Here is a 22,626-nt window from a genome sequence, read left to right as displayed (position 1 = left end):
CGCCGGGCGGCTGCCGGTGCGGCGCGGCCGGGCGCGCCCGCGCCACGGCAGCCGCACCTCGGCCACGGCCCCGCACCCCTTCGGGGCGCTACCCCTCGCTATCCAGCACGTCATGTCTCCGTAACCATTGATTCAGCCAAGCTTGCGACGCTCGGCCAATGAAGCCCGCCGTGCCAGAGCCTTCGCCGCCCCCCGAGGGGACCGCGCAGACCGGGGCCTTGACGCTCCCGCCCGCACGATCCGACGCGCCCGTTACGCCGATGGCGCGGAAGAATGGGGTCATGAGTCAGCAAGACGCCCAGGCACCGGTCCAGCACCCGCAGCCCCCCGTGGGTTCCATAGCCGCGCACCGGCCGCACACCGTCGCCGCCACGGTCTCCGACCTGGAGCCCGACATCGATGCCGACCTCGACGCCTACGAGGAGGCACAGGGCGAGGGCACCCCCCTGCCCACGGGCCGGTTCCTGGACCGCGAGCGCAGCTGGCTGGCCTTCAACGAACGCGTCCTCGAGCTGGCCGAAGACCCGAACACGCCGCTGCTGGAGCGCGCGAACTTCCTCGCGATCTTCGCCAGCAACCTGGACGAGTTCTTCATGGTCCGGGTGGCCGGTCTGAAGCGCCGCATCGCCACCGGTGTGGCGACGCGGTCCGCCTCCGGGCTGCAGCCGCGCGAGGTGCTGGAGATGATCTGGGCCCGCTCACGCGAGCTGATGGCCCGGCACGCCGCCTGCTACCACGAGGACGTCGCCCCCGCACTCGCCGAGGAGGGCATCCACCTCGTCCGCTGGCAGGAGCTGACCGAGAAGGAACAGGCCAGCCTGTTCACCCTCTTCCGGCACAGGATCTTCCCGGTGCTGACCCCGCTGGCCGTCGACCCCGCGCACCCCTTCCCGTACATCTCGGGTCTCTCGCTCAACCTCGCGGTCGTCGTACGCAACCCGGTCAGCGGGCACAAGCACTTCGCGCGCGTGAAGGTGCCCCCGCTGCTCTCCCGCTTCCTGGAAAGCTCCCCGGGCCGCTACGTCCCGGTCGAGGACGTCATCGCCGCGCACCTCGAGGAGCTGTTCCCGGGCATGGAGGTGCTGGAGCACCACGCCTTCCGGCTCACCCGCAACGAGGACCTGGAAGTGGAGGAGGACGACGCCGAGAACCTGCTCCAGGCCCTGGAGAAGGAACTCATGCGGCGCCGCTTCGGCCCGCCGGTGCGCCTGGAGGTCGAGGAGTCCATCGACCGCGAGGTCCTCGACCTGCTGGTCCGCGAGCTGAAGATCTCCGAGGCGGAGGTCTACCCGCTCCCCGGCCCCCTGGACCTCACCGGCCTCTTCCGCATCCACAGCCTCGACCGGCCGGAGCTGAAGTACCCGAAGTTCATCGCGGGCACCCACCGTGACCTCGCCGAGGTCGAGTCGGCGTCGCCACCGGACATCTTCGCCGCCCTGCGCCAGCGGGACGTGCTCCTGCACCACCCGTACGACTCCTTCTCGACGTCCGTGCAGGCCTTCATCGAGCAGGCGGCCGACGACCCGGACGTCCTCGCGATCAAGCAGACCCTGTACCGCACCTCCGGCGACTCCCCGATCGTCAACGCGCTCATCGACGCCGCCGAGGCCGGCAAGCAGGTCCTCGTCCTGGTCGAGATCAAGGCCCGCTTCGACGAGCACGCCAACATCAAGTGGGCGAAGAAGCTGGAGGAGGCCGGCTGCCACGTCGTCTACGGCCTCGTCGGCCTGAAGACGCACTGCAAGCTGTCCCTGGTGGTCCGCCAGGAGGGCGAGACCCTGCGCCGCTACAGCCACGTCGGCACCGGCAACTACCACCCGAAGACGGCGCGCCTGTACGAGGACCTGGGCCTGCTCACCGCCGACCCGCAGGTCGGCGCGGACCTGTCCGACCTGTTCAACCGGCTGTCCGGCTACTCCCGCCGCGAGACCTACCGCCGGCTGCTGGTGGCGCCCAAGTCGCTGCGGGACGGCCTGATCGCGCGGATCGACAAGGAGGTCCAGCACCACCGTGCGGGCCGCCCCGCCTTCGTCCGCATCAAGGTCAACTCGATGGTCGACGAGGCCGTCATCGACGCCCTCTACCGGGCCGCCCAGGCGGGCGTGCCGGTCGACATCTGGGTCCGCGGCATCTGCGCGATCCGCCCCGGCGTCCCGGGCCTGTCGGAGAACATACGGGTCCGCTCCATACTCGGCCGGTTCCTCGAGCACTCGCGGGTGTTCGCCTTCGGCAACGGCGGGGAGCCCGAGGTGTGGATCGGCAGCGCCGACATGATGCACCGCAACCTCGACCGCCGGATAGAGGCCCTGGTCCGCGTCGTGGACCCGGCCCACCGGGCGGCCCTGAACCGGCTGCTCGACACCGGCATGTCCGACTCGACGGCATCCTGGCACCTCGGCCCCGACGGCGAGTGGAACCGGCATGCGACCGACGCGGACGGACAGCCCCTGCGCAACGTCCAGGAGATGCTCATAGACGCCCGGAGGCGCCGGCGTGGCACAGCAACACCTTGACCCGACGGACCCCACGGCCGGCGTGGCAACGGGGGACGCCCTCGCGGCGTATCTGCGCGCCCAGGCCACGGAGTTCCTCCGCGCGCTGCGCCTGCACCGGGAGACCGGGGGCAACGGGGGTCCGCACGCCCGAGCCGATTCGAGCGTGCGGGAGAGCGGCACGGAGTCCGTCGACGCGGCACGCCTGCTGCGCCGCTCGGCCCGCCGCATCAGCGGCAGCCTGCACACCTACCGCCCCCTCCTCGACCCCGACTGGTCCGAGGAGATGCGCCCCGAACTGGCCTGGCTGTCCGGCACGTTGGGCCTCGAGCACGCCTACGAGGGCCGCCTGGAACGGCTGTTGCTGGCACTGCACCGGCTGTCGGGAGCGGCGGTGCTGCCCGCGCAGGCGATCGACACCGTGGCCGCGGGGGCTTCGGCGGCGGACGTGCCCGCGGGCAGCCGTGCCGCCGGGGCGGCCGCCGTCCCGGCGAAAGGCGCACCGAGCCACACCGGCGGCCCGGCCGGCGCGACGGCGCTGCCGGAGCGCGGCAACCTCACCGTGGGCGCGGCCAAAGCAGGCGCCCTGCTGGAGCGCCAGCTCACCCTCGCCCGGACCCGGGCCCACTCCACGGCCCTGCAGGCACTGGGATCGAGCCGCTTCCACGCGGTCGCGGACAAGGTCGCCGTACTGGCCAGCGAGGTCCCCCTCACCCTGACCGCCCCCAGCACCGACCTGCGTCCCCTGGCAGCCGCGGCGGAGGAGCGGCTGACAGCCGCGATCGCGGCGCTCCCGCTGGTCACCGCGGGCCATCCCTACAACGCGGAGGCGCTGGTCCACGGCCTGTCCCCGGACCCGTCCCCGCACCCCCAGGACGGCCCCTGGCACCAGGTCCGGCTGCTGCTGCGCCTGCACCGGTACGCCCAGGAGGCGCTGCACGAGGGCAACTGCCCCGTGGACGTACGGCTGCTGGCGGCGGGTCAGGCGCTGAACCGGCACCGGGACGCCTCGGAGGCCGCCGCGGCGGCCGCGCAGGCGGCCCGCACCCCGCGCATCGCGCCGGCGACGGCGTACGCGCTCGGGGTGCTCCACGCCGACCAGCGGCACGAGGTGGAGGCGGCCAGGTTCGCGTTCCAGCAGGCCTGGCGGGCCGTCGGCGCACCCTGAACCCCGCGACGAGGTCCCACGAGGAGGCGGTGTGAACGACACCTTGGTCCAGGCGGCCGGCTGCGTGCTGTGGCGCCGCTCCCCGGTCGCCGGCGACCTGGAGATCTGCCTGGTCCACCGGCCGAAGTACGACGACTGGTCCCACCCCAAGGGCAAGCTCAAGCGGGGTGAGGACCCGCTCGCCGGCGCGCTGCGCGAGGTCGCGGAGGAGACCGGGTACACGGCCGAGCCCGGCGCCGAGCTGGCGACGGTGCGCTATCTGGCCAACGGCCGCCCCAAGAAGGTGCGTTACTGGGCGGCCCAGGCGGTCTCCGGCCGCTTCACGCCGAACGCCGAGGTGGACCGCATCCTGTGGCTCTCCCCCGCCGCCGCGCGCAGCCGCCTCACCCAGCCCCGTGACCGGGACCTGGTGGAAGACGCGCTTCACGGACTGTCGGTGTGAGCCTGCGCGTCCGTACGGGCCTGGCTGCGGGCCCGGCGGGCCGGACCACGCCAGCCACAGCTGCAACGGGCCACACAGAAGCGGCCCTGCTCCGTCGTCGTAGTGAGGTGCTCCTGCCCCTGCCGGACCCGTTCCGGCCCGTCCTGCTGCGCCACACCGGACAACGGTACTCCTGCGCCCTCCCTCCGCCTCCCGTGCGCCCGGCATGGCGCGTGACGGTGCCCCCTACCCGTCGTTAACCGGTACGACAGGGGGCCCGTGACGGACGTACCGGCTTGGGGGTAGGCAGGCGATGGATCGGCGGCAGCAGAACAGGCGTGCGGGCGGGACGGTCGTCGCGGTGGGCATCCTGCTCGGCCTCGGGGCGGGTGCCACGGGCTGTTCGGACAGCCGGGCCGCCGCCGACGACGTCAAGGGCGCGGGCGATGCGGTCGCACTGCTCCGGCGGGCGGCCGACACGCTGAGCGGCGCGGGCAGTTCCAAGGCCACCACCTCCATGGAGATGGCCACCGGCGGCACCCGGGTCACCATCCGCGGCAAGGGCGTCTACGACTACCGGCACCGGCTCGGCCGGCTCACGGTCGTCCTGCCCGAGGACCCCGCGGGCACCGCCGAGCATCAGCCCATCACCGAACTCCTCGCCCCGGGCGCCCTGTTCATGAAGAACCGGGGCGCGGGCGTGCCCGCCGACAAGTGGGTGCGGGTCGACACGGCCGGGGTGTCCGACGGCAATCTGGTCACCGGCGGCGCGACCGACCCGTACGCGGCCGCCGAGGTGCTGCGCGGCACGCGTACGGCGTCCTACATCGGCCGGACCGAGGTCGGCGGGACCGCCGTACGGCACTACCGGGGCACCGCCGACCTCGCCGCCGCGGCCCAGCATGCCCCGGCCGCGGACCGGGCGGCCCTGGCGGCGGCGGCGAAAGGGTTCGCCACGGCCGAAGTGCCGTTCGACGCGTACCTGGACGACCAGGGCCGCATCCGCAAGCTCAGGCAGCGCTTCAGCTTCGTCAACGGCCGGCAGAAGACGCCCGTGGCGGTCGCCTCGACGACGCTGCTGTACGACTTCGGGGCCGCCGCCGACGTCCGGCTGCCGCGCGCGCAGGACATCTACGCGGGCCGGATCGCCGAGGACGCGGGCGCGGGCACCGGCGAGAACAAGCCATCGGACCAGTCGGGCACTAGTCCGGTGCGCCACTCGTGAACTAGCCCGTCCGTGCCATGCGCGGTGTGTAGAGCGCTGCCTACTCTAGGAAGTCGGTGACGGTGGAGAAGAGGTGAGGCAGGTGGCTCCGGTCGGCGGCACGGCGGTTCAGGACCACGTGGCCCTCGCCGAGATCGAGCTGTGCGGAGAGCTGATCATCGCGGCCTCGGCCGCCGAGGACCGGCTCAGCCTGGAGAGCATCGACGAGGTGCTGCGGGTCTCCGAGGGACGGGAGGACCAGGAGCCGGAGGACTAGGAGCCGGAGGACCGGGCGGGAGGAGCAGGAGCACCGCACCGGGCCGGCGGGGACGCCGGCGTCTCAGGTGCGCAGCAGCCGGCCGATCGCCTTCGTCGCCTCGTCCACCTTCGCGTCGATCTCGTCACCGCCCTTGAGGGCCGCGTCGGCCACGCAGTGCCGCAGGTGCTCCTCCAGCAGCTGGAGCGCGAAGGACTGCAGCGCCTTGGTGGAGGCGGAGACCTGGGTGAGTATGTCGATGCAGTACGTGTCCTCGTCGACCATCCGCTGCAGCCCGCGGATCTGCCCCTCGATCCGGCGCAGCCGCTTGAGGTGCTCGTCCTTCTGCTTGTGGTAGCCGTGCGTGGTGGCGGGGGCGTCGTGGCACGTGCCCTCGGCGGGGACCGTGGCGCCGGCCTCGGTCGTCGTCATTGCGGCCTCCCTGGTGGACAGTGCATTTGGACAGTGCGTTTGAGCGGTGCGTTTGAACAGCGCGTCGGGCGTTGGTCACAATTGTGGTTGCATACCCCTACTGGGTATATGGTAACGAATTTTGCTGGGTATGGGGCCCTTGGTACGCCCCCGTGCTGATCACCCTGCCCGATGGGCGACACTGGGATGCGGCCCGATAGCCGTGGCCGGATGATGCGCCTAGCATCAGCCTGACCGAAACCGAAGCACCCCGAGGACCCCACGTGCGCTTTCGTCTGACCCCCAGGGAGACGAGCTTCTACGACATGTTCGCCGCATCCGCGGACAACATCGTCACGGGCTCGAAACTCCTGATGGAACTGCTCGGGGCGGACGGACCTGCCCGAGCCGAGATCGCAGAGCGTATGCGGGCCGCGGAACACGCAGGTGACGACGCCACTCACGCGATCTTCCACCAGCTGAACTCCTCGTTCATCACGCCGTTCGACCGCGAGGACATCTACTCCCTCGCATCCTCCCTCGACGACATCATGGACTTCATGGAGGAGGCCGTCGACCTGGTCGTCCTCTACAACGTCGAGGAACTGCCGAAGGGCGTCGAGCAGCAGATCGAGGTGCTGGCCCGGGCGGCCGAGCTGACGGCGGAGGCCATGCCGAACCTCCGCACGCTGGACAACCTCACCGAGTACTGGATCGAGGTCAACCGCCTGGAGAACCAGGCCGACCAGATCCACCGCAAGCTGCTGGCCCACCTCTTCAACGGCAAGTACGACGCGATCGAGGTGCTCAAGCTCAAGCAGATCGTGGACGTCCTGGAAGAGGCGGCGGACGCGTTCGAGCACGTGGCGAACACGGTGGAGACCATCGCCGTCAAGGAGTCCTGAGGCGTCGATGGACACCTTCGCCCTCATCGTGACCATCCTGGTCGCGCTCTTCTTCACGTACACGAACGGCTTCCACGACTCGGCGAACGCGATCGCCACGTCGGTGTCGACCCGCGCCCTGACGCCGCGGGCGGCGCTGGCGATGGCCGCGGTGATGAACCTGGCGGGAGCCTTCCTGGGCTCCGGGGTCGCCAAGACGGTCTCCGAAGGCCTCATCGAAACGCCCTCCGGCGGGACCGGGATGGGCATCCTCTTCGCGGCCCTGATCGGCGCGATCGTCTGGAACCTGGCCACCTGGTACTTCGGCCTGCCGTCGTCCTCCTCCCACGCCCTGTTCGGCGGCCTGGTGGGCGCGGCGCTGGCGGGCGGCACGGGCGTCCACTGGAACGGCGTGGTGGACAAGATCATCATCCCGATGGTCCTGTCCCCGGTGGTCGGCCTGATCGTCGGCTACCTGGCCATGCTGGCGATCATGTGGATCTTCCGCCGGGCCAACCCGCACAAGGCCAAGCGCGGCTTCCGTATGGCGCAGACGGTCTCGGCGGCGGGCATGGCCCTGGGCCACGGCCTCCAGGACGCCCAGAAGACCATGGGTGTGGTCGTGATGGCCCTGGTGATTTCCGGCCACGAGACGTTCGGCGATCCGATCCCGGTATGGGTGAAGATCGTCTCGGCGGTGATGCTGTCGCTGGGCACCTACGCCGGCGGCTGGCGCATCATGCGCACCCTGGGCCGCAAGATCATCGAGCTGGACCCGCCGCAGGGCTTCGCGGCGGAGGCCACCGGTGCGTCGATCATGTTCGGCACCGCGTTCCTCTTCAAGGCGCCGATCTCCACGACCCATGTCATCACCTCGGCGATCATGGGCGTGGGCGCGACGAAGCGCCTCAACGCCGTCCGCTGGGGCGTGGCCAAGAACATCGTCCTGGGCTGGTTCATCACGATGCCGGCCGCCGCACTGGTCGCGGCGCTGGCCTTCGGGGTCGTGAAGCTGGTGGCGCTGTAGTTCCTCATCCCGCCCGGCCCTCCGTCCCGGCCGGCTGAGAAACGAGCCCCGGCCGTTCCCCACAGGGGAATGGCCGGGGCTTCTCACTGTGGGCGACAGTCCGCGAAAGGGGCCCAAAGACGCGGCCCGAGCCAAGCGGGAACGCAGCGGGAACGCAGTGGGCCCGCCCCCGGGAGCCAGGGGCGGGCCCTTTTGCGTCCTCGCGGTGGCACCGCCATGCAGCACCGCGAGGGGATCGGGGGCGATCAGCCGAAGCGGCCCGAGATGTAGTCCTCCGTCGCCTGGACCGAGGGGTTGGAGAAGATCCGCTCGGTGTCGTCGATCTCGATCAGGCGGCCCGGCTGGCCCACGGCCGCCAGGTTGAAGAACGCCGTACGGTCCGAGACACGCGCCGCCTGCTGCATGTTGTGCGTCACGATGACGATCGTGAAGCGCTCCTTCAGCTCACCGATCAGGTCCTCGATGGCGAGGGTGGAGATCGGGTCCAGGGCCGAGCAGGGCTCGTCCATGAGCAGGACCTTCGGCTCGACCGCGATCGCACGGGCGATGCACAGGCGCTGCTGCTGGCCGCCCGACAGGCCGGAGCCCGGCTTGCTCAGGCGGTCCTTCACCTCGTTCCAGAGGTTCGCGCCCTTCAGGGACTTCTCGACGATCTCGTTCAGTTCGGACTTCTTGTAGTTGCCGTTGAGGCGCAGACCCGCCGCGACGTTGTCGAAGATCGACATCGTGGGGAAGGGGTTCGGGCGCTGGAAGACCATGCCCACCTCCCGCCGCACCGACACCGGGTCGACGCCGGTGCCGTACAGGTCCTCGTCGTCCAGCAGCACCTTGCCCTCGACGCGGCCGCCGGGGGTGACCTCGTGCATCCGGTTCAGCGTGCGCAGGAACGTCGACTTTCCGCAGCCGGAGGGCCCGATGAACGCCGTCACCGAGCGCGGCTCGACGGTCATCGAGATGTCCTCGATCGCCTTGTGGGAGCCGTAGTAGGCGGTCAGTCCGCTTACGTCGATTCGCTTGGCCATGTCTACTTCACTTCCAGAAATTCAAGCTCGGTCGCTGTAAGGCCGCGTCAGCGACCGGTCTTCGGGGCCTTCCAGCGGGCGATGCCGCGGGCCACCAGGTTGAGGATCATCACGAAGGCGATCAGCGTCAGCGAAGCCGCCCAGGCGCGGTCGTAGGCCGCGGGGGAACCGGAGCTGTTCGCGTACTGCTGGTAGATGTACAGCGGCAGGGCCTGCTGCGCACCCGAGAACGGGTTGTTGTTGATGAAGGAGTTGCCCCACACCAGCAGCAGGATCGGCGCCGTCTCGCCCGCGATCCGGGCGATCGCCAGCATGATGCCGGTGGTGATGCCGCCGATGGAGGTCGGCAGGACCACCTTGAGAATGGTGCGCCACTTGGGCACGCCGAGCGCCAGGGACGCCTCGCGCAGCTCGTTCGGTACGAGCTTGAGCATCTCCTCCGTGGAGCGGACCACGACCGGCATCATCAGGATGGCCAGGGCCAGCGAGCCGGCGAAGCCGAAGGGCTGCAGGTTGCCCATCAGCATGAGGCTGAGGATGAACAGGCCCGCGACGATGGAGGGGATACCGGTCATCACGTCGACGAAGAACGTGACCGCCCGGGCGAGGCCGCCGCGGCCGTACTCCACCAGGTAGACGGCGGTGAGCACGCCGATCGGGGCGCCGATCAGGGTGGCGAGGCCGACCTGCTCCAGGCTGCCGATGATGGCGTGGTAGATGCCGCCGCCCGGGTCGGTGTCGGCGACGATGCCCATCGAGTGGGTCAGGAAGTAGGGGTCGAGGACCTTCACACCGCGCTTGACGGTGGTCCAGATCAGCGACACCAGCGGAATGAGCGCGATCAGGAAGGCCACCCAGACCAGCGAGGTGACGAGGCGGTCCTTGGCCTGCCGCCTGCCCTCGACCTTGGCCGCGATGGCGAAGGTGCCGAAGATGAAGAGCAGTGCGGCGATCAGACCCCACTGGATCTTGCTGTCGAGACCCGCGCCCGCGCCGATGCCCACGGCGACCACGAGGGAGCCGGCGGCGATCGCCCAGGGCGACCATTTCGGCAGGCTGGCGCTGCGCAGCGTGCTGGGACGCCTGTCGGTGACGGCTGCGGTGCTCATGCGTTGGCCCCCGAGTACTCCTTGCGGCGGGCGATGATCGCACGGGCCGCGCCGTTGACCAGCAGGGTGATGACGAACAGGACGAGACCGGAGGCGATGAGCGCGTCACGGCCCCCTTCCGTCGCCTCGCCGAACTTGCTGGCGATGTTCTGGGCGAAGGTGCCGCCGCCCGGGTCGAGCAGGCTGGACTGGATGTCGAAGGTCGGCGAGAGCACGGTGGCGACGGCCATCGTCTCGCCGAGGGCACGCCCGAGGCCGAGCATGGAGGCGGAGATCACGCCGGAGCGGCCGAAGGGCAGCACGGCCATCCGGATCACCTCCCAGCGCGTGGCGCCGAGGGCGAGGGCGGCCTCCTCGTGCATCTGCGGGACCTGGCGGAAGACCTCGCGGCTCACGTTGGTGATGATCGGCAGGATCATGATCGCGAGCAGGATGCCCACGGTGAGCATCGAGCGGGGCGCGCCGCCCTGCCAGGAGAAGATCCCGGTCCAGCCAAGGTAGTCGTTGAGCCAGCCGAACAGGCCGTTCAGGTGCGGCACGAGGATCAGGGCGCCCCAGAGGCCGTACACGATGGACGGCACGGCGGCGAGCAGGTCGATCACGTAGGCGACGGGACCGCTCAGCCTGCGCGGGGCGTAGTGGGTGAGGAACAGCGCGATCGCGACGGCGACCGGCACGGCCAGGACCATGGCGATGACCGAGGAGACCACCGTGCCGAACGCCAGGACCGCGATGCCGAAGGACGGCGGCGTGAGGTTGGTGTTCCACTCGAAGGTGGTCAGGAAGTTCCCGTGGTCGTCGCTGATCGCGAGGGAGGCACGGTAGGTGAGGAAGACCGCGATCGCGGCCATGATCACCAGCAGCAGGATGCCCGAGCCACGGGACAGGCCCAGGAAGACGCGGTCACCGGGGCGGCTGGTGCCACCGGCGGATCGCTTGTGCCCGCTCGCGGCCGGCTGGGGGGTGGGGGGAGGTGTGTCAGTCGTCTTGGTCGATATGTCCATCGGGTTCTCCGGTCTGCGGAGCCGCTCACCGGGTGGGCGGGCGGCTCATGGCGGCGGTGCACCGGACGGTGCGGCCCGGCCCGCGGGGAGGCCGTGGGAACCGGGCCGCACTCTCGGATCAGGTCAGCTCAGGCCCGCGATGGTGGTGCGGACCTTGCTGATGATCTCTTCGGGCATCGGCGCGTAGCTGATGCCGCTCAGGATCTTCTGGCCGTCTTCGGAGGCCATGTAGTTGAGGAAGGACTTGACGGTGGGCAGGGTGTCGGGCTTGTTGCCCTTGTCGCAGACGATCTCGTACGTCACCAGGGTGATCGGGTAGGCGCCGTCGGCCTTGGTGTTGTAGTTCAGCTTCAGCGACAGGTCGCTGCCGGTGCCGACGATCTTGGCGTCCGCGATGGCCTTGGTGGCGCTGTCGGAGCTGGGGGCGACCGGCTGGGCGGCACCGGTGTTGACGCTGGCCGCCTTGATGCCGTCACCGACGTAGGACAGCTCGAAGTAGCCGATGGCGCCGTTGGTCTGCTTGACCTGCTGGGCCACACCGGAGGACTGCGCGGCGGACTGACCGCCGGACGCCTGCCAGGTCTTGCCGCCCGAGTACTTCCAGTTCTCCGGGGTGGCGGCCTTCAGGTACTTGGTGAAGTTGTCCGTGGTGCCGGAGTCGTCCGAGCGGTGGAAGGCCTGGATCTTCAGGTCGGGGAGCTTGGCGCCCTTGTTCAGGGCGGCGATCGCCGGGTCGTTCCAGTTCGTGATCTTGCCGTCGAAGATCTTGGCGATGGTCGGGGCGTCCAGGACCAGGTTGTCCACGCCGTTCACGTTGTAACCGACGGCGATCGGGCCGCCGACCATCGGCAGGTCGATGCCCTGGCCGCCGCTGGAGCAGACCTTCTTGGAGGCGGCGACGGCGTCGGGCTTCAGCGCCGAGTCGGAACCGGCCCACGGGATCTGGCCCTGGGTGAACGCGGTCACACCGGCGCCGGAGCCGCCGGCCTTGTAGTTGATCTGCACGCCACAGGCCTGCGAGAAGTTCTTGACCCAGGCCTGGACCGCGTTCTTCTGCGCGGAGGAGCCGTCCGACAGCAGCTGGCCCTTGGCACCCTCACACTTGATCGCGGAGGCGTTGGTGGACGTGGACGGGTTGCCCGACGCCTTGGAACCGCCACCGTTGTCGTCCGAGCCGCACGCCGTCAGGGCCAGGGCGCCGGAGACGGCGAGAGCACCGAGGGAGACGGCGCGCAGCCGGTTCTTGCGCTGAAGCTTCACTTTCGGGAGTTCCTTCCAGGAGCCGCCGCGATCGGCGGCGTGCGAAGTCGTGTGATGCCTGAGCGCTGCTCATCCATGGCCGCACTCCGCATCCGGTACGGCCGAAATTAGGCAGAACAGGTGAAGCCGCCGATGGCCGGAAGTGAACGAGAGGTGAACCCCTGCCATCGGCCCGGTGAGGTCACGGAATGCTTACGGGGAGAGCACGCGCAGGTTCCGACGGCAGGGTTAAGCCCACACGTCTTCGGCGTTCGTTTCCCTGTGTGCGAACTGTTACGAACTTTCGTGCCCATGGCGCCGTCTCACCCCAGGAAGGGCCAAGGAGGCCCGGGGGAACTGGGGAAAGGCAACAGCAGACGATGGGCATGGAACGGCGTACGTTCATCGCGGGCGGCGCGGCCGCACTGGCGGCGACCGCACTGACCGGGTGCGGTTCAGGCGCGGGCAGGTCCACCACTTCGGCGACCACGGGCTCATCGTCCCTCACGTCCCTGAAGACCACCAGCCAGAGCGCCGCCGCGAACTGGACGGCCCTCGCCCGTGACCTGGACGGCACCCTGGTCCGGCCCGGTGACGCCGCGTGGAGGACGGCGCACCAGCTCTACAACACCCGCTTCGACGGCCTCAAGCCCGCCGCGGTCGCCTACGTGGCACACCCCGACGACATACGCACCACCCTCAGCTACGCCCAGGCGCACGGCCTGAAGGTCTCCATACGCAACGGCGGCCACTCCTACGCCGGCTACTCCTCCGGCGACAACCGCCTCATCCTCGACGTCTCCCGGCTCAGCAGCATCCGGGTCGGCGGCGGGCAGGCGGTCGTCGGCGCCGGCTCCAAGCTGATCGACGTCTACCGGGGGCTGGCCGCGAAGGGCGTGACCATACCCGCGGGCTCCTGCCCCAGCGTCGGCGTCTCCGGCCTGGTGCTCGGCGGCGGCCACGGTGTCGCGTCCCGCGCCTACGGCCTGACCTGCGACAACCTCACCCAGGCGACGCTGATCACGGCGGACGGCACCCAGGTGACCGCCGACGCGAAGAACCACTCCGACCTCTTCTGGGCGCTGCGCGGCGCAGGCAACGGCAACTTCGGCGTCGTCACCGAGCTGCACTTCAGGACCCACCCGGCGCCGCAGGCGGTCACCGCGTACATGACGTGGCCGTGGGCGAAGGCGGCGGCGGTCCTGAAGGCCTGGCAGGAGTGGGGGCCCGGCCAGCCGGACGAGATCTGGTCATCCCTCCACCTCGAGTGCTCCCCGGGCCGCACCCCCACCGTCTCGGTGTCCTGCTTCTCCCTCGGCACCTACGGCGAGCTGCAGAACGCCGTGGACCGCCTCGCCCACCAGGCAGGCGCGAACGCCTCCTCCGTCAGCCTGCACCGGCGGGGCTACGAGGAGGCGATGGAGGTCTACGCCGGCTGCTCCTCCTTCTCCACCCAGGCCCAGTGCCACCTGCCGGGCTCCACCCCCGGCCGCTCCCCGCAGGGTGTGCTCGGCCGGGACACGTACGCGGCCCGCTCCGACTTCTTCGACCGCTCGTTGCCGGCGGCGGGCATCCAGACGGCGCTGCGGCAGATCGCGGCGGTGCGCGGCGGCGCGGGCAGCATCGCCTTCACCGCCCTCGGCGGCGCGGTCAACCGCGTCAGCCCCACCGCGACGGCCTTCGTCCACCGCCGCTCGCGCATGCTGGCCCAGTACCTCACCTCCTGGGGCGCCGGGGCGTCCGGCGCCACGGCCCAGTCCTGGCTGGCCTCGGCCCACGCCGCGATGCAGCCGTACGCCTCCGGTGCGGCGTACCAGAACTACACCGACCCGACCCTGAAGAACTGGCGCACCGCGTACTACGGCGACGCCTCGGCCCGCCTGGGCAAGGTGAAGACGCAGTACGACCCGCAGCGCTTCTTCTCCTACGCACAGGGCCTGTAGCTCCCGCTGCCGCGGGGCTCTCACCCACAACAGGGATCCACGCCCCGGGGGGAGTTGCCCCGGGGCGCCCGGCTAGTGCTGTGGCCGGAAAGGTTTGCCGGAAAGCTCGCGGCGTCCGGTGCGGTGCATCGCAAGGCGGAGCATCGCCCGTGTACTGGATGTACTCGGGTGATGCGACAACGCGGCGAGGTGCCGTGCCGGGCGTCGCGAGCCGGGAACCTTTCCGGTCGCAGCACTAGGCGGCCAGATCCCGCTCCTCGTTCTCCAGGGACGCCCGCGTGCTCGGCAGCAGCGCCCCGTCCGGCCCGTCCTGCGCCACCGACCGGTGCCGCACCAGCCACCCCGCCCGCGGCGAGCGCTCCACCGCCCGCGTCAGCGGGGTGAGCAGCGCCATGGCCGCCGGGGACAGCAGCAGGGCGACCGCCGTACCGAGGGCGAAGCCGCCGACGACGTCCGTCGGGTAGTGCACGCCCATGTAGACACGGCAGAAGCCTTCCAGCAGCGCGAGGCAGATCCCGGCGATGCCGAAGCGGCGGTTGGCGACGAACAGCCCCACCCCGAGGGCCATGGTGATGGTCGCGTGGTCGCTGACGAAGGAGAAGTCGGTCTTGCCGGAGACGAGGACGTCCAGCCCCTGGTGCTCGACGAAGGGCCGGGGCCGCTGCACGAAGCCGCGGATGGGGATGTTGACGAGTACGGCGATGCCGGCCGCCAGCGGCGCCCACACCAGCGCGGCGACGGAGGACGCGGCGTCCTCGCCGCCCCGGCGCCGCACGGTCCACCAGCACCACAGCACCAGCAGGACCATGGCGAGCAGGAGACCGTACTCACCGACGAACTCCATGACCCGGTCGAACCAGTGCGGAGCGTCCTTGGCCAGGCCGTTGATGTCGTAGAGCAGGCCGACGTCGGGGTTCGATCCGGATTCGGCGAGTACAGCCATGGTGCTGTGGCCCCTTCGTCGTCTTCCCGGACGCACCTCGTGTGCGCCGCTCCTGCCCCCCGTGGTGCGTAGATCCGCTTCCGCTGCACTTCCGCATCGACGTCCACTCGGCTACGTCAACAGGAACGCACAGCCCTCATCAATACGTTCCGCTCTCCACTGAAAGATCACGCAGACGTTATCGAAGAGAGACTCATCACCGCAGCTCAGGGGGTGGGTTCACGCTCGGTTCACACCGCCGTGGGGAGCGCTTTTGCGCCATCTTCGGTGACCCGGGTGGCGCCGAAATAGTCGGGGACGTCGATGGGATCGAACCGGATCACGGCACCCGTCCTCGGCGCGTCGATCATGTACCCGCCGCCGACGTAGATCCCCACGTGGTGGATGGCCCGCGAGTCGTTGAGGTCGGTGGAGAAGAACACGAGGTCACCCGGGAGCAACTGATCCCGTGACGGATGGGGCCCGGCGTTGTACTGGTCGTTGGCCACGCGCGGCAGCGTGATCCCGACCTTGGCGTACGAGGCCTGCGTCAGCCCCGAACAGTCGAACCGCCCACCCTGCTCGGCGGTCCCCTCCCCACCCCACAGATACGGCGTCCCCAGCTTGCTCTGCGCGAACGCGATGGCCCCGGCGGCTTGTTGGGTGGGGTCGATCCGGCTGACGGGTGCGGCGAAGCTCTGCGACAGGCTGCGGATGCGCTTGACGTAGTCCTGCGTCTCGCTGATGGACGGCACCCCGCCGGCCTTTATCACCCGGTACGCACCGGCGTTGTAGGCGGCGAGCATGTTGTCGGAGACGTCGCCCGGCACGCCCTTCACGTCCTTCGCCAGCTGGCAGTCGTACGAAGCCGCCGACGGAATCGCGTCGTTGGGATCCCAGACGTCCCGTTTGCCGTCCCCGTTGGCGTCGATGCCGTAGATGGCCCACGTGCTGGGGATGAACTGCGCGATACCCTGCGCGTCGGCCGGGCTGACGATGGTCGGATTCCAGCCGCTCTCCTGGTACAGCTGTGCGGCAAGCAGCGCCGGGCTGAGCTGTGGGCAGAGGTTGCCCCACTTCTGCACGAGCCCCTGGTACGCGGCCGGCACGGCCCCCTTGGCCAGCGCCCGGCCGCCCGAGGCCACCCCGCCGAGGAGGTTTCCGGCGACGACGTACACCCCGACGACGAGCAGCATGACGAAGCCCATGCCGAGCCCGACGGCCGCCCCACCGATCACCCATACCTTCCGCACGGTTCAACTTTCCCCCATGTCCGCGCGGTTCAAGACGCTTTTTGCGTGATGTGGCGTCATTTCACAGTGAAGCCACCGCACATGACACTGCTGTAGTCGGCGGGCGTGCGGATGTGGTGCCACTGCACCGTCCAGTCACCGGGATCGTTGGCGAGCGGGATGGCGGGCCAGGACTTCTTCCCGTCCGGCGACCAGGAACGGAAGTCGTCCGGGTAGGTGAGGTACTTCCAGGCGGACTGGTCGCCTCCGTAGAGGTCGACGGGCTTGCTGGTGTAGCCCAGCGTCACGTTCGCCGACAGCGCCCCCGCAGCGGGCTTCCCGGTGCCCGGGTCGATACTGTGCGGCGGCTTCACGCTGACCGTCACGTAGTACGGACCATGCGTCCCCGGTGCCCCGGTGGTCACGGTGTAGCCCTTGTTCCAGATCCCGATCTGCACCTTGTGGTCGAAGACCGGGTGGTCGCCGCCCTTGCTCGGATCGTCGGGATCGGACTCGGAGATCTCGAAGCCTTCGGGCGCCCGCTCCGCGGCAGGCAGCAGGCACTCTCCCGTCGAGGACTTCCAGGACTGGCGGTCGATGTTGTCACCCGCGTAGGCGGGCGCGCCGCCCGTGCCGGTGGCGGCCCTGGAAGCCGTCGCCCGCGGGGTCGGCGCCTTGCCCTGCGCGCTCGCGGAAGACCGGTCCCGCGCGGTGTCCTTGCCGTCGCCGCTCTTCTGGGTGAGCACCACCGCGGTGGCCGCCGCGACGCCCACCGCGAGCCCCACCGCCACGGCCACCGTCAGCCGCCTGCCCGGGCGCCGGCCCGGCGGCGCCGGCCGGGCCACCTGGGTGGGCGTGTACGTGGAGCCGTGACCGCCGTACGCGGGTCCCGCCGTCGGCAGGTCGTGCGGCCCTGTCGGCCGCGGTGGCGGCCCCGGCGGGGCCTGCGGCTCGGCAGGCTGTACAGGCGGCGCCGGCGGCGTCTGCGGGACCGGCATCGCCAGGGCGGCGAGCCCCGCATAGGACGGGTCCTCCACGAGCGCGGAGCGCACCTGGCAGCGTGCGATCACCTCCGCGAGCCCCGGCCGGGCCGCGGGGTCCTTGGCCGCGCACGCCTCGATCAGGGCGGCCAGTTCCGGTTCCACGCCCGCCACGTCGATGGGCTCGTGAACGGCGCGGAAGCTGACGCCGGTGGGGTCGCCGGAGCCGAAGGGCGCCCGGCCGGTCGCCGCGTGGGCGAGGGTGGCGCCGAGGGCGAACACATCGGCCGGCGGGCCGACCTGGTTGCGCATCAGCACCTCGGGCGCGGTGAATCCGGGTGTGCCGGGTGCGAACCCGGCGTCGGTGAGTGCGGTCTGGTCCGCCGCGCGCGCGATGCCGAAGTCGATGAGCTGGGGGCCCTGGGCGGCGAGGATGACGTTCTGCGGCTTCAGATCCCGGTGTGTCACCCCGTGTTCGTGGACCGCCGCCAGGCCCTCCGCCAGGGCCGCGAACAGGCCGCGGCAGGTCTGCGGGGGCAGGGGGCCGCGGGTGGTGACGGCCTGGGCGAGGGTGGGGCCGGTGACGTACTCGGTGGCCAGCCAGTAGGGGGCGCTGTCCAACGAGGCGTCAATGAGGTTGGCGGTGTACGCACTGCGCACCGCCCGCGCCGTCTCCACCTCGCGCCGGAAGCGGGCCAGGGCCTCCGGGTGGCCGGTGATCTCGTCCCGGATCACCTTGATGGCGACGAGCCGGCCGCCGGGCGAGCGCCCGAGGTACACCTGTCCCATCCCGCCCGCCCCGAGCCGGGCGAGCAGCGTGTGCGTGCCTATCCGCGACGGGTCCTGCGGCTTGAGTGCGTCCACGGACACACCCTGCCACGAAGATCAGTTGCCGGTCGGCCCGTCCGGGGGTTTCACCCCCCGCTCGTCGCGTCCCGGTACAGCTCCGCCGCCTCACGCCCCAGCACCACGCTGTACGACACGTCGTCGGTCGAGCCGCCCTGTTCGTGGCCGCCCAGGACGCCGACGACCTGGCCGTCGCCGTTGATCCAGGGGCTGCCGCTGGTCCCGGCGGTGAAGGCGGGGCAGGCGATGCGCTGCTGGGTGCTGCTGTGCGGGGTCGGCTTGTTGGTGCAGCGGATCGGCACCTCGCGGGAGTCGGGGTAGCCGACGACCGTCACGGCGGTGGCCCCGGTGGCCGTACCGGCCATGAAGCGGTTGCCGCCGACCACGTCCTCGATCCGCCGGCCGCCCTGGCCCTCGACGGCGGCGAAGGCGATGTCGCTGTCCTCGTCCTGGTCCTTGGCCCACCCGTCGGGCAGGTACCGCTTGGTCACCTTCCACACCCCGAACGGCGTCCGCCCGTCCCGGTAGCCCGGCGCGAAGAGCAGATTGGTGTCGCTGCCGCCCACGCAGTGCGCCGCGGTGACGATGAGGTTGCCCTGCGGGCTGTGCACGACCGAGCCCGTGCAGAAGTGGCCGCCCTTGAGACTGTTGGCCCGGTCCGCGCCGAAGAGCGCGCCGATCCGCGCCGTGTGCCGGTTCACAGCGGCGTCGGCGGTGACCCCGAGGGGTCCCGGTCCGTCATCGGCGGCCGCCACGGACGCCGAGGTCAGGGCGAGCATCACCACCGCGCCGAGCAACGCGGGACGCGAGTGGACGGAGATGCGTGTGATGCGCTTCATCAGCCCCCACTCTGTCCCATGATCGTGAGAATCCCGCTGAGACTTCACTGAGATTTTCCTGTGAATCCCCGCCTGGACGCGATCCCGGCCCCCGAACGGCCGTGCGCACCGACCACGCACCGCCCAAGGACCGCTGCAAAAGAGTCACCTCACCGGGCCTGTTACGCAAGCCCCCATGTCACACCGGTCAGCTCTTCCGACAGCGTCCACAGCCGCCGGGCCGCCTGCGGGTCGCTGGCCGCCGCGCTGCGGCCGGCCAGGGCCGGGGCACCGCGCCACTCGCCGAGGCCGTCGGGGCCGACGTAGGCGGCACCGGGCAGCTCCTGGCTCGCGGCGTAGAGCGTGGGCAGGGCGCCAGCCCGGTCGCTCTGGGCCAGCAGCTTGTTGCCGACCGACATGAAGGCCCTGGCCAGGGCGCTGGCGTGGTGGCTCTGGAGGTTGGTGGCCGCGTAGCCCGGGTGCGCGGCCAGGGCCCGTACCGGGGAGCCGGCCTCGGTGAGGCGGCGCTGGAGCTCCAGGGTGAACAGGAGGTTCGCAAGTTTGGACTGGGCGTAGGCACGGGCCGGGGTGTAGCGGCCGCGCAGGTTCACGTCCTCGAAGTGGATCACCCCGTCTCCCCCGCGGTGCAGCCCCGAGGACACCGTCACCACCCGGTCCGTGACGTGCGGCAGCAGCAGGTTGGTCAGCGCGAAGTGCCCGAGGTGGTTCGTGCCGAACTGCATCTCGAAGCCCTGCTTCGTCCGCTGCTCCGGCAGCATCATCACGCCCGCGTTGTTGATCAGCACATCCAGCGGGCGGTCCCATCCGGCCGCGAACTCGCGCACCGAGTCCAGGTCGGCCAGGTCCAGCCGGCGCACCTCGGTGCTGCCGCCCACCCGCGCCGCCGCCGCGCCGCCGCGCGCGAGGTCCCGTACGGCGAACACCACGTGCGCCCCGGCGCGGGCCAGCGCCTCGGCGGTCACGAGGCCGAGGCCGCTGTTGGCGCCGGTGATCACGACCGTACGGCCGCTGAAGTCGGGGAGCCGGGTCACGTTCCACTTCGCATCAGTCATACCCCGAATGTAGGCATCGACAACAAAGCTGTCAATGACAACATCCCGGTACCATGGTGCGCATGCCGCGCCCGCCCTCCTCCCCCTCGAGCCGCCCCTACCACCACGGGGACCTGCGCGCCACCCTGCTCAAGAGCGCCGAGCGCACCCTGCGGGAAAAGGGGGCCGGCGCCCTGTCGCTGCGCGAGCTGGCCCGCGCCATCGGGGTGAGCCACGCGGCCCCCGGCCGGCACTTCAAGGACAAGCAGGCCCTGCTCGACGCCCTCGCACTCGACGGGTACGAGCGCCTGAACCGGGCCCTGGGCGCCGCCGCGGAGACTCCCGGCCTGGACTTCGAGGGCCGGATGGCCGCACTCGCCCGGGCCTACCTCGGCTTCGCCGTCGACAACCCCGAGCTGCTGGAGCTGATGTTCGCGCGCAAGCACGCCCCCGAGCACGCCCCGGAGGGCTCTGACAGCTCCGACCGGCTCGCCGCCGCCGTCGACCAGTCCCTCGGCTCCATCACGGCGATGATCACGGATGCCCAGGAGCGCGGCGAGATCGTCCAGGCCGACCCCGAGCGGATCACGACGATCGCCGCCGCGAGCCTGCACGGCCTCGCCGCCCTCATCGCCAGCTGCGCCCTGGACGCCGAGGAGGCGATGGGCGGCCTGGACGAACACGTCCATCTGCTGCTGAACGGCCTCCGGCCGCGGTAACGCATCCCGCCCGCACATCAGTTACGCGCGTAGCCGCACCCTGCGGCCGAACCGTGCCCCGGGTCAAGCCACGCCCAGCACAGAGCCAGCACACGGCCATTGATCAGTAAGCCTCCCGCCGTCTTCAGTAACGCAGAAGTCAGGATTCCGAAAGCCTCTTGTTGTCGCGTACTCAACAAGCGATGGTCGGGCCTGGGCCGCCGCCCTCACCGGTCACCCACCGGTGGACCCCCACACCCGCAGGCCTCTGTCCACCACTTTCAGGAGGCTGTACCTTGCGTACGTCCACCCCCAACTCCCCCCACATATCCGGCAGATGGCGCCGTATCGGGACGGCCGCCGTGGCCACCGCCGCGCTCGCGTTCGCCGGCCTCGGCACCGCGGCCCACGCCAGCGCGGACACCGCCGCCACGAGCCACAAGGTGAGCGCCAAGGCGATCGCCGCCCAGGTCGCCAAGGCCCATGTGCGCTACGAGAGGGCGTGTGCCGCAACCCCGAAGAAGGGCTACGCGGCCTGCAACGCGCTGCGGGTAACCGGCGGCACCACCGCCTTCATGGAGAAGCAGGCGGCCCTGAAGGGCAGCACGCCCAAGACCGTCTCACCGAACGCCTCCTCCGCCTCCCCCACCGGATACGGCCCCTCGGACCTCCAGTCGGCCTACGGCCTGACCGACGCGGCCTCCGCCAACGGCTCCGGCGAGACCGTCGCCATCGTGGACGCCTACGACGACCCGAACGCGGCGGCCGACCTCGCGACGTACCGGTCGTACTACGGCCTGCCGTCCTGCACCACGTCCAACGGCTGCTTCAAGAAGGTCAGCCAGACCGGCTCCACCACCTCGCTGCCCACGGCCGACAGCGGCTGGGCCGGTGAGGAGTCCCTCGACCTCGACATGGTCAGCGCGGTCTGCCCGAACTGCAACATCCTGCTCGTCGAGGCCAAGTCGGCGTCCGACGCCAACCTCGGCACCGCGGTGAACGAGGCCGTCAAGCTGGGCGCCAAGTTCGTCTCCAACAGCTACGGCGGCGCGGAGTCCTCCGCCGACACCTCGTACGACTCCTCGTACTACAACCACCCGGGCGTCGCCATCACCGCGAGCGCGGGCGACAGCGCCTACGGCGCCGAGTACCCGGCCGCCTCCCAGTACGTCACCGCCGTCGGCGGCACCGCCCTGTCGGCGGACTCCAGCAGCCGCGGCTGGAGCGAGTCCGTCTGGAGCACCTCCAGCACCGAGGGCACCGGTTCCGGCTGCTCGGCCAACGACCCCAAGCCCAGCTGGCAGACCGACAGCGGCTGCTCCACCCGCATGATCGCCGACGTGTCCGCCGTGGCCGACCCCGCCACCGGCGTCTCGGTCTACGACACCTACCAGGCGAGCGGCTGGAACACCTACGGCGGCACCAGCGCCTCCTCGCCGATCATCGCCTCGGTCTACGCCCTGGCCGGCACCCCGGGCAGCAGCGACTACCCGGCCCAGTACCCGTACAACGCGGCCGGCACCTCCGCCCTCAACGACGTGACGAGCGGCAGCAACGGCACCTGCGACACCGACTACTTCTGCACCGCCGGGTCCGGCTACGACGGCCCGACCGGCTGGGGCACCCCGGAGGGCACCAGCGCCTTCAGCGCGGGCTGAGCACCGAGCACCACCACCTGAACCGCCCCGTCGGGTCACGGGGAGCCGCCAGGTGAGGGGGACGTGGGGTCCCTTCGGCGGCACGGAAAGGAAGACGGGTCACGGCAGCCGGCCGCGGCCCGTTTTCCCTGTCCGACTCCCGTGCGGCCCCTATGAGTTGGGTCAAGTGAACGGAATGCTTCGGTAAGCCGGACGCCAGGATTCCACCACCCCCCTGTTTGTCGCGTACTCAACAAGTCA

At 70.7% G+C, this 22,626-nt stretch carries 20 protein-coding genes; 10 read left to right on the top strand and 10 right to left on the bottom strand.

Annotation, left to right across the window (positions count from 1 at the left end; genetic code table 11):
• The first annotated feature begins 158 nt into the window (after nucleotides 1-158).
• From A6P39_RS22900 to A6P39_RS22880, 5 genes are all read left to right on the top strand, one after another.
• A complete protein-coding gene (locus tag A6P39_RS22900) occupies nucleotides 159-2,513 on the top strand; it encodes an RNA degradosome polyphosphate kinase (RefSeq protein WP_107304404.1) in 2,355 nt (784 codons plus the stop codon).
• Nucleotides 2,494-3,660 (top strand): CHAD domain-containing protein, encoded by a 1,167-nt coding sequence (locus A6P39_RS22895; protein WP_067049099.1) that lies wholly within the window; start codon nucleotides 2,494-2,496, stop codon nucleotides 3,658-3,660. The genes A6P39_RS22900 and A6P39_RS22895 overlap by 20 nt, the downstream gene beginning before the upstream one ends.
• Nucleotides 3,661-3,691: 31 nt before the next feature.
• Nucleotides 3,692-4,102 (top strand): NUDIX hydrolase, encoded by a 411-nt coding sequence (locus A6P39_RS22890; protein WP_067049103.1) that lies wholly within the window; start codon nucleotides 3,692-3,694, stop codon nucleotides 4,100-4,102.
• A 292-nt stretch (nucleotides 4,103-4,394) separates the two neighbouring features.
• Nucleotides 4,395-5,306, top strand: coding sequence for a hypothetical protein (locus A6P39_RS22885; protein ID WP_067049105.1), 912 nt, complete (start codon nucleotides 4,395-4,397; stop codon nucleotides 5,304-5,306).
• A gap of 73 nt (nucleotides 5,307-5,379) precedes the next feature.
• Nucleotides 5,380-5,562 carry a hypothetical protein gene (locus tag A6P39_RS22880; RefSeq protein WP_067049108.1) on the top strand — a complete coding sequence of 61 codons (183 nt, stop codon included), beginning with the start codon at nucleotides 5,380-5,382 and terminating at the stop codon, nucleotides 5,560-5,562.
• A 63-nt stretch (nucleotides 5,563-5,625) separates the two neighbouring features.
• On the opposite strand, the gene A6P39_RS22875 is transcribed toward A6P39_RS22880, so the two are convergent.
• On the bottom strand, nucleotides 5,626-5,973 hold the full coding sequence (locus tag A6P39_RS22875; protein ID WP_067049111.1) for a metal-sensitive transcriptional regulator: 348 nt from the start codon (nucleotides 5,971-5,973) through the stop codon (nucleotides 5,626-5,628).
• A 263-nt stretch (nucleotides 5,974-6,236) separates the two neighbouring features.
• Here A6P39_RS22875 and A6P39_RS22870 point away from each other — a divergent pair, with 263 nt between their 5' ends.
• Both A6P39_RS22870 and A6P39_RS22865 read left to right on the top strand, forming a co-directional pair.
• A complete protein-coding gene (locus A6P39_RS22870) occupies nucleotides 6,237-6,857 on the top strand; it encodes a DUF47 domain-containing protein (RefSeq protein ID WP_067049114.1) in 621 nt (206 codons plus the stop codon).
• A 7-nt stretch (nucleotides 6,858-6,864) separates the two neighbouring features.
• Nucleotides 6,865-7,863 carry an inorganic phosphate transporter gene (locus tag A6P39_RS22865; RefSeq protein ID WP_067049117.1) on the top strand — a complete coding sequence of 333 codons (999 nt, stop codon included), beginning with the start codon at nucleotides 6,865-6,867 and terminating at the stop codon, nucleotides 7,861-7,863.
• Nucleotides 7,864-8,108: 245 nt separating this feature from the next.
• On the opposite strand, the gene pstB is transcribed toward A6P39_RS22865, so the two are convergent.
• The 4 genes from pstB to pstS form a co-directional block, all read right to left on the bottom strand.
• Nucleotides 8,109-8,885, bottom strand: a complete 777-nt coding sequence (gene pstB / locus A6P39_RS22860) for a phosphate ABC transporter ATP-binding protein PstB (protein WP_067049120.1) — start codon at nucleotides 8,883-8,885, stop codon at nucleotides 8,109-8,111.
• Between the two features lie 47 nt (nucleotides 8,886-8,932).
• Nucleotides 8,933-9,994, bottom strand: coding sequence for a phosphate ABC transporter permease PstA (gene pstA, locus A6P39_RS22855; protein ID WP_067049123.1), 1,062 nt, complete (start codon nucleotides 9,992-9,994; stop codon nucleotides 8,933-8,935).
• Nucleotides 9,991-10,998, bottom strand: a complete 1,008-nt coding sequence (gene pstC, locus A6P39_RS22850; protein ID WP_067049126.1) for a phosphate ABC transporter permease subunit PstC — start codon at nucleotides 10,996-10,998, stop codon at nucleotides 9,991-9,993. The genes pstA and pstC overlap by 4 nt, the downstream gene beginning before the upstream one ends.
• Before the next feature lie 123 nt (nucleotides 10,999-11,121).
• Nucleotides 11,122-12,258 carry a phosphate ABC transporter substrate-binding protein PstS gene (gene pstS / locus A6P39_RS22845; protein ID WP_067049129.1) on the bottom strand — a complete coding sequence of 379 codons (1,137 nt, stop codon included), beginning with the start codon at nucleotides 12,256-12,258 and terminating at the stop codon, nucleotides 11,122-11,124.
• A 365-nt stretch (nucleotides 12,259-12,623) separates the two neighbouring features.
• On the opposite strand from pstS, the gene A6P39_RS22840 reads away from it, so the two are divergent.
• Nucleotides 12,624-14,180 (top strand): FAD-binding oxidoreductase, encoded by a 1,557-nt coding sequence (locus tag A6P39_RS22840; protein WP_067049138.1) that lies wholly within the window; start codon nucleotides 12,624-12,626, stop codon nucleotides 14,178-14,180.
• Between the two features lie 235 nt (nucleotides 14,181-14,415).
• On the opposite strand, the gene A6P39_RS22835 is transcribed toward A6P39_RS22840, so the two are convergent.
• From A6P39_RS22835 to A6P39_RS22815, 5 genes are all read right to left on the bottom strand, one after another.
• Nucleotides 14,416-15,123 carry a phosphatase PAP2 family protein gene (locus A6P39_RS22835; RefSeq protein ID WP_275883893.1) on the bottom strand — a complete coding sequence of 236 codons (708 nt, stop codon included), beginning with the start codon at nucleotides 15,121-15,123 and terminating at the stop codon, nucleotides 14,416-14,418.
• 230 nt (nucleotides 15,124-15,353) lie between these two features.
• A complete protein-coding gene (locus A6P39_RS22830) occupies nucleotides 15,354-16,310 on the bottom strand; it encodes a C40 family peptidase (RefSeq protein WP_079133543.1) in 957 nt (318 codons plus the stop codon).
• 101 nt (nucleotides 16,311-16,411) lie between these two features.
• The gene (locus A6P39_RS22825) at nucleotides 16,412-18,178 is read right to left on the bottom strand and encodes a serine/threonine-protein kinase (RefSeq protein WP_079133544.1); all 1,767 of its coding nucleotides are present in this window, start codon (nucleotides 18,176-18,178) and stop codon (nucleotides 16,412-16,414) included.
• A 50-nt stretch (nucleotides 18,179-18,228) separates the two neighbouring features.
• Nucleotides 18,229-18,999, bottom strand: coding sequence for a trypsin-like serine peptidase (locus tag A6P39_RS22820; RefSeq protein WP_067049947.1), 771 nt, complete (start codon nucleotides 18,997-18,999; stop codon nucleotides 18,229-18,231).
• 161 nt (nucleotides 19,000-19,160) lie between these two features.
• Complete coding sequence (locus A6P39_RS22815; RefSeq protein ID WP_067049950.1) at nucleotides 19,161-20,051, bottom strand: oxidoreductase; 891 nt, start codon at nucleotides 20,049-20,051, stop codon at nucleotides 19,161-19,163.
• A 53-nt stretch (nucleotides 20,052-20,104) separates the two neighbouring features.
• On the opposite strand from A6P39_RS22815, the gene A6P39_RS22810 reads away from it, so the two are divergent.
• Both A6P39_RS22810 and A6P39_RS22805 read left to right on the top strand, forming a co-directional pair.
• Entirely contained in the window at nucleotides 20,105-20,749 is a 645-nt protein-coding gene (locus A6P39_RS22810; protein ID WP_067049953.1) for a TetR/AcrR family transcriptional regulator, read from the top strand.
• Nucleotides 20,750-21,024: 275 nt separating this feature from the next.
• On the top strand, nucleotides 21,025-22,386 hold the full coding sequence (locus A6P39_RS22805; RefSeq protein WP_275883892.1) for a S53 family peptidase: 1,362 nt from the start codon (nucleotides 21,025-21,027) through the stop codon (nucleotides 22,384-22,386).
• The last annotated feature ends 240 nt before the right edge of the window (nucleotides 22,387-22,626 follow it).

Origin of the sequence: Streptomyces sp. FXJ1.172, from assembly GCF_001636945.3 — a bacterium.
Taxonomy (GTDB): Bacteria; Actinomycetota; Actinomycetes; order Streptomycetales; family Streptomycetaceae; genus Streptomyces.
This window is presented reverse-complemented; position numbering and strand designations above follow the sequence as displayed.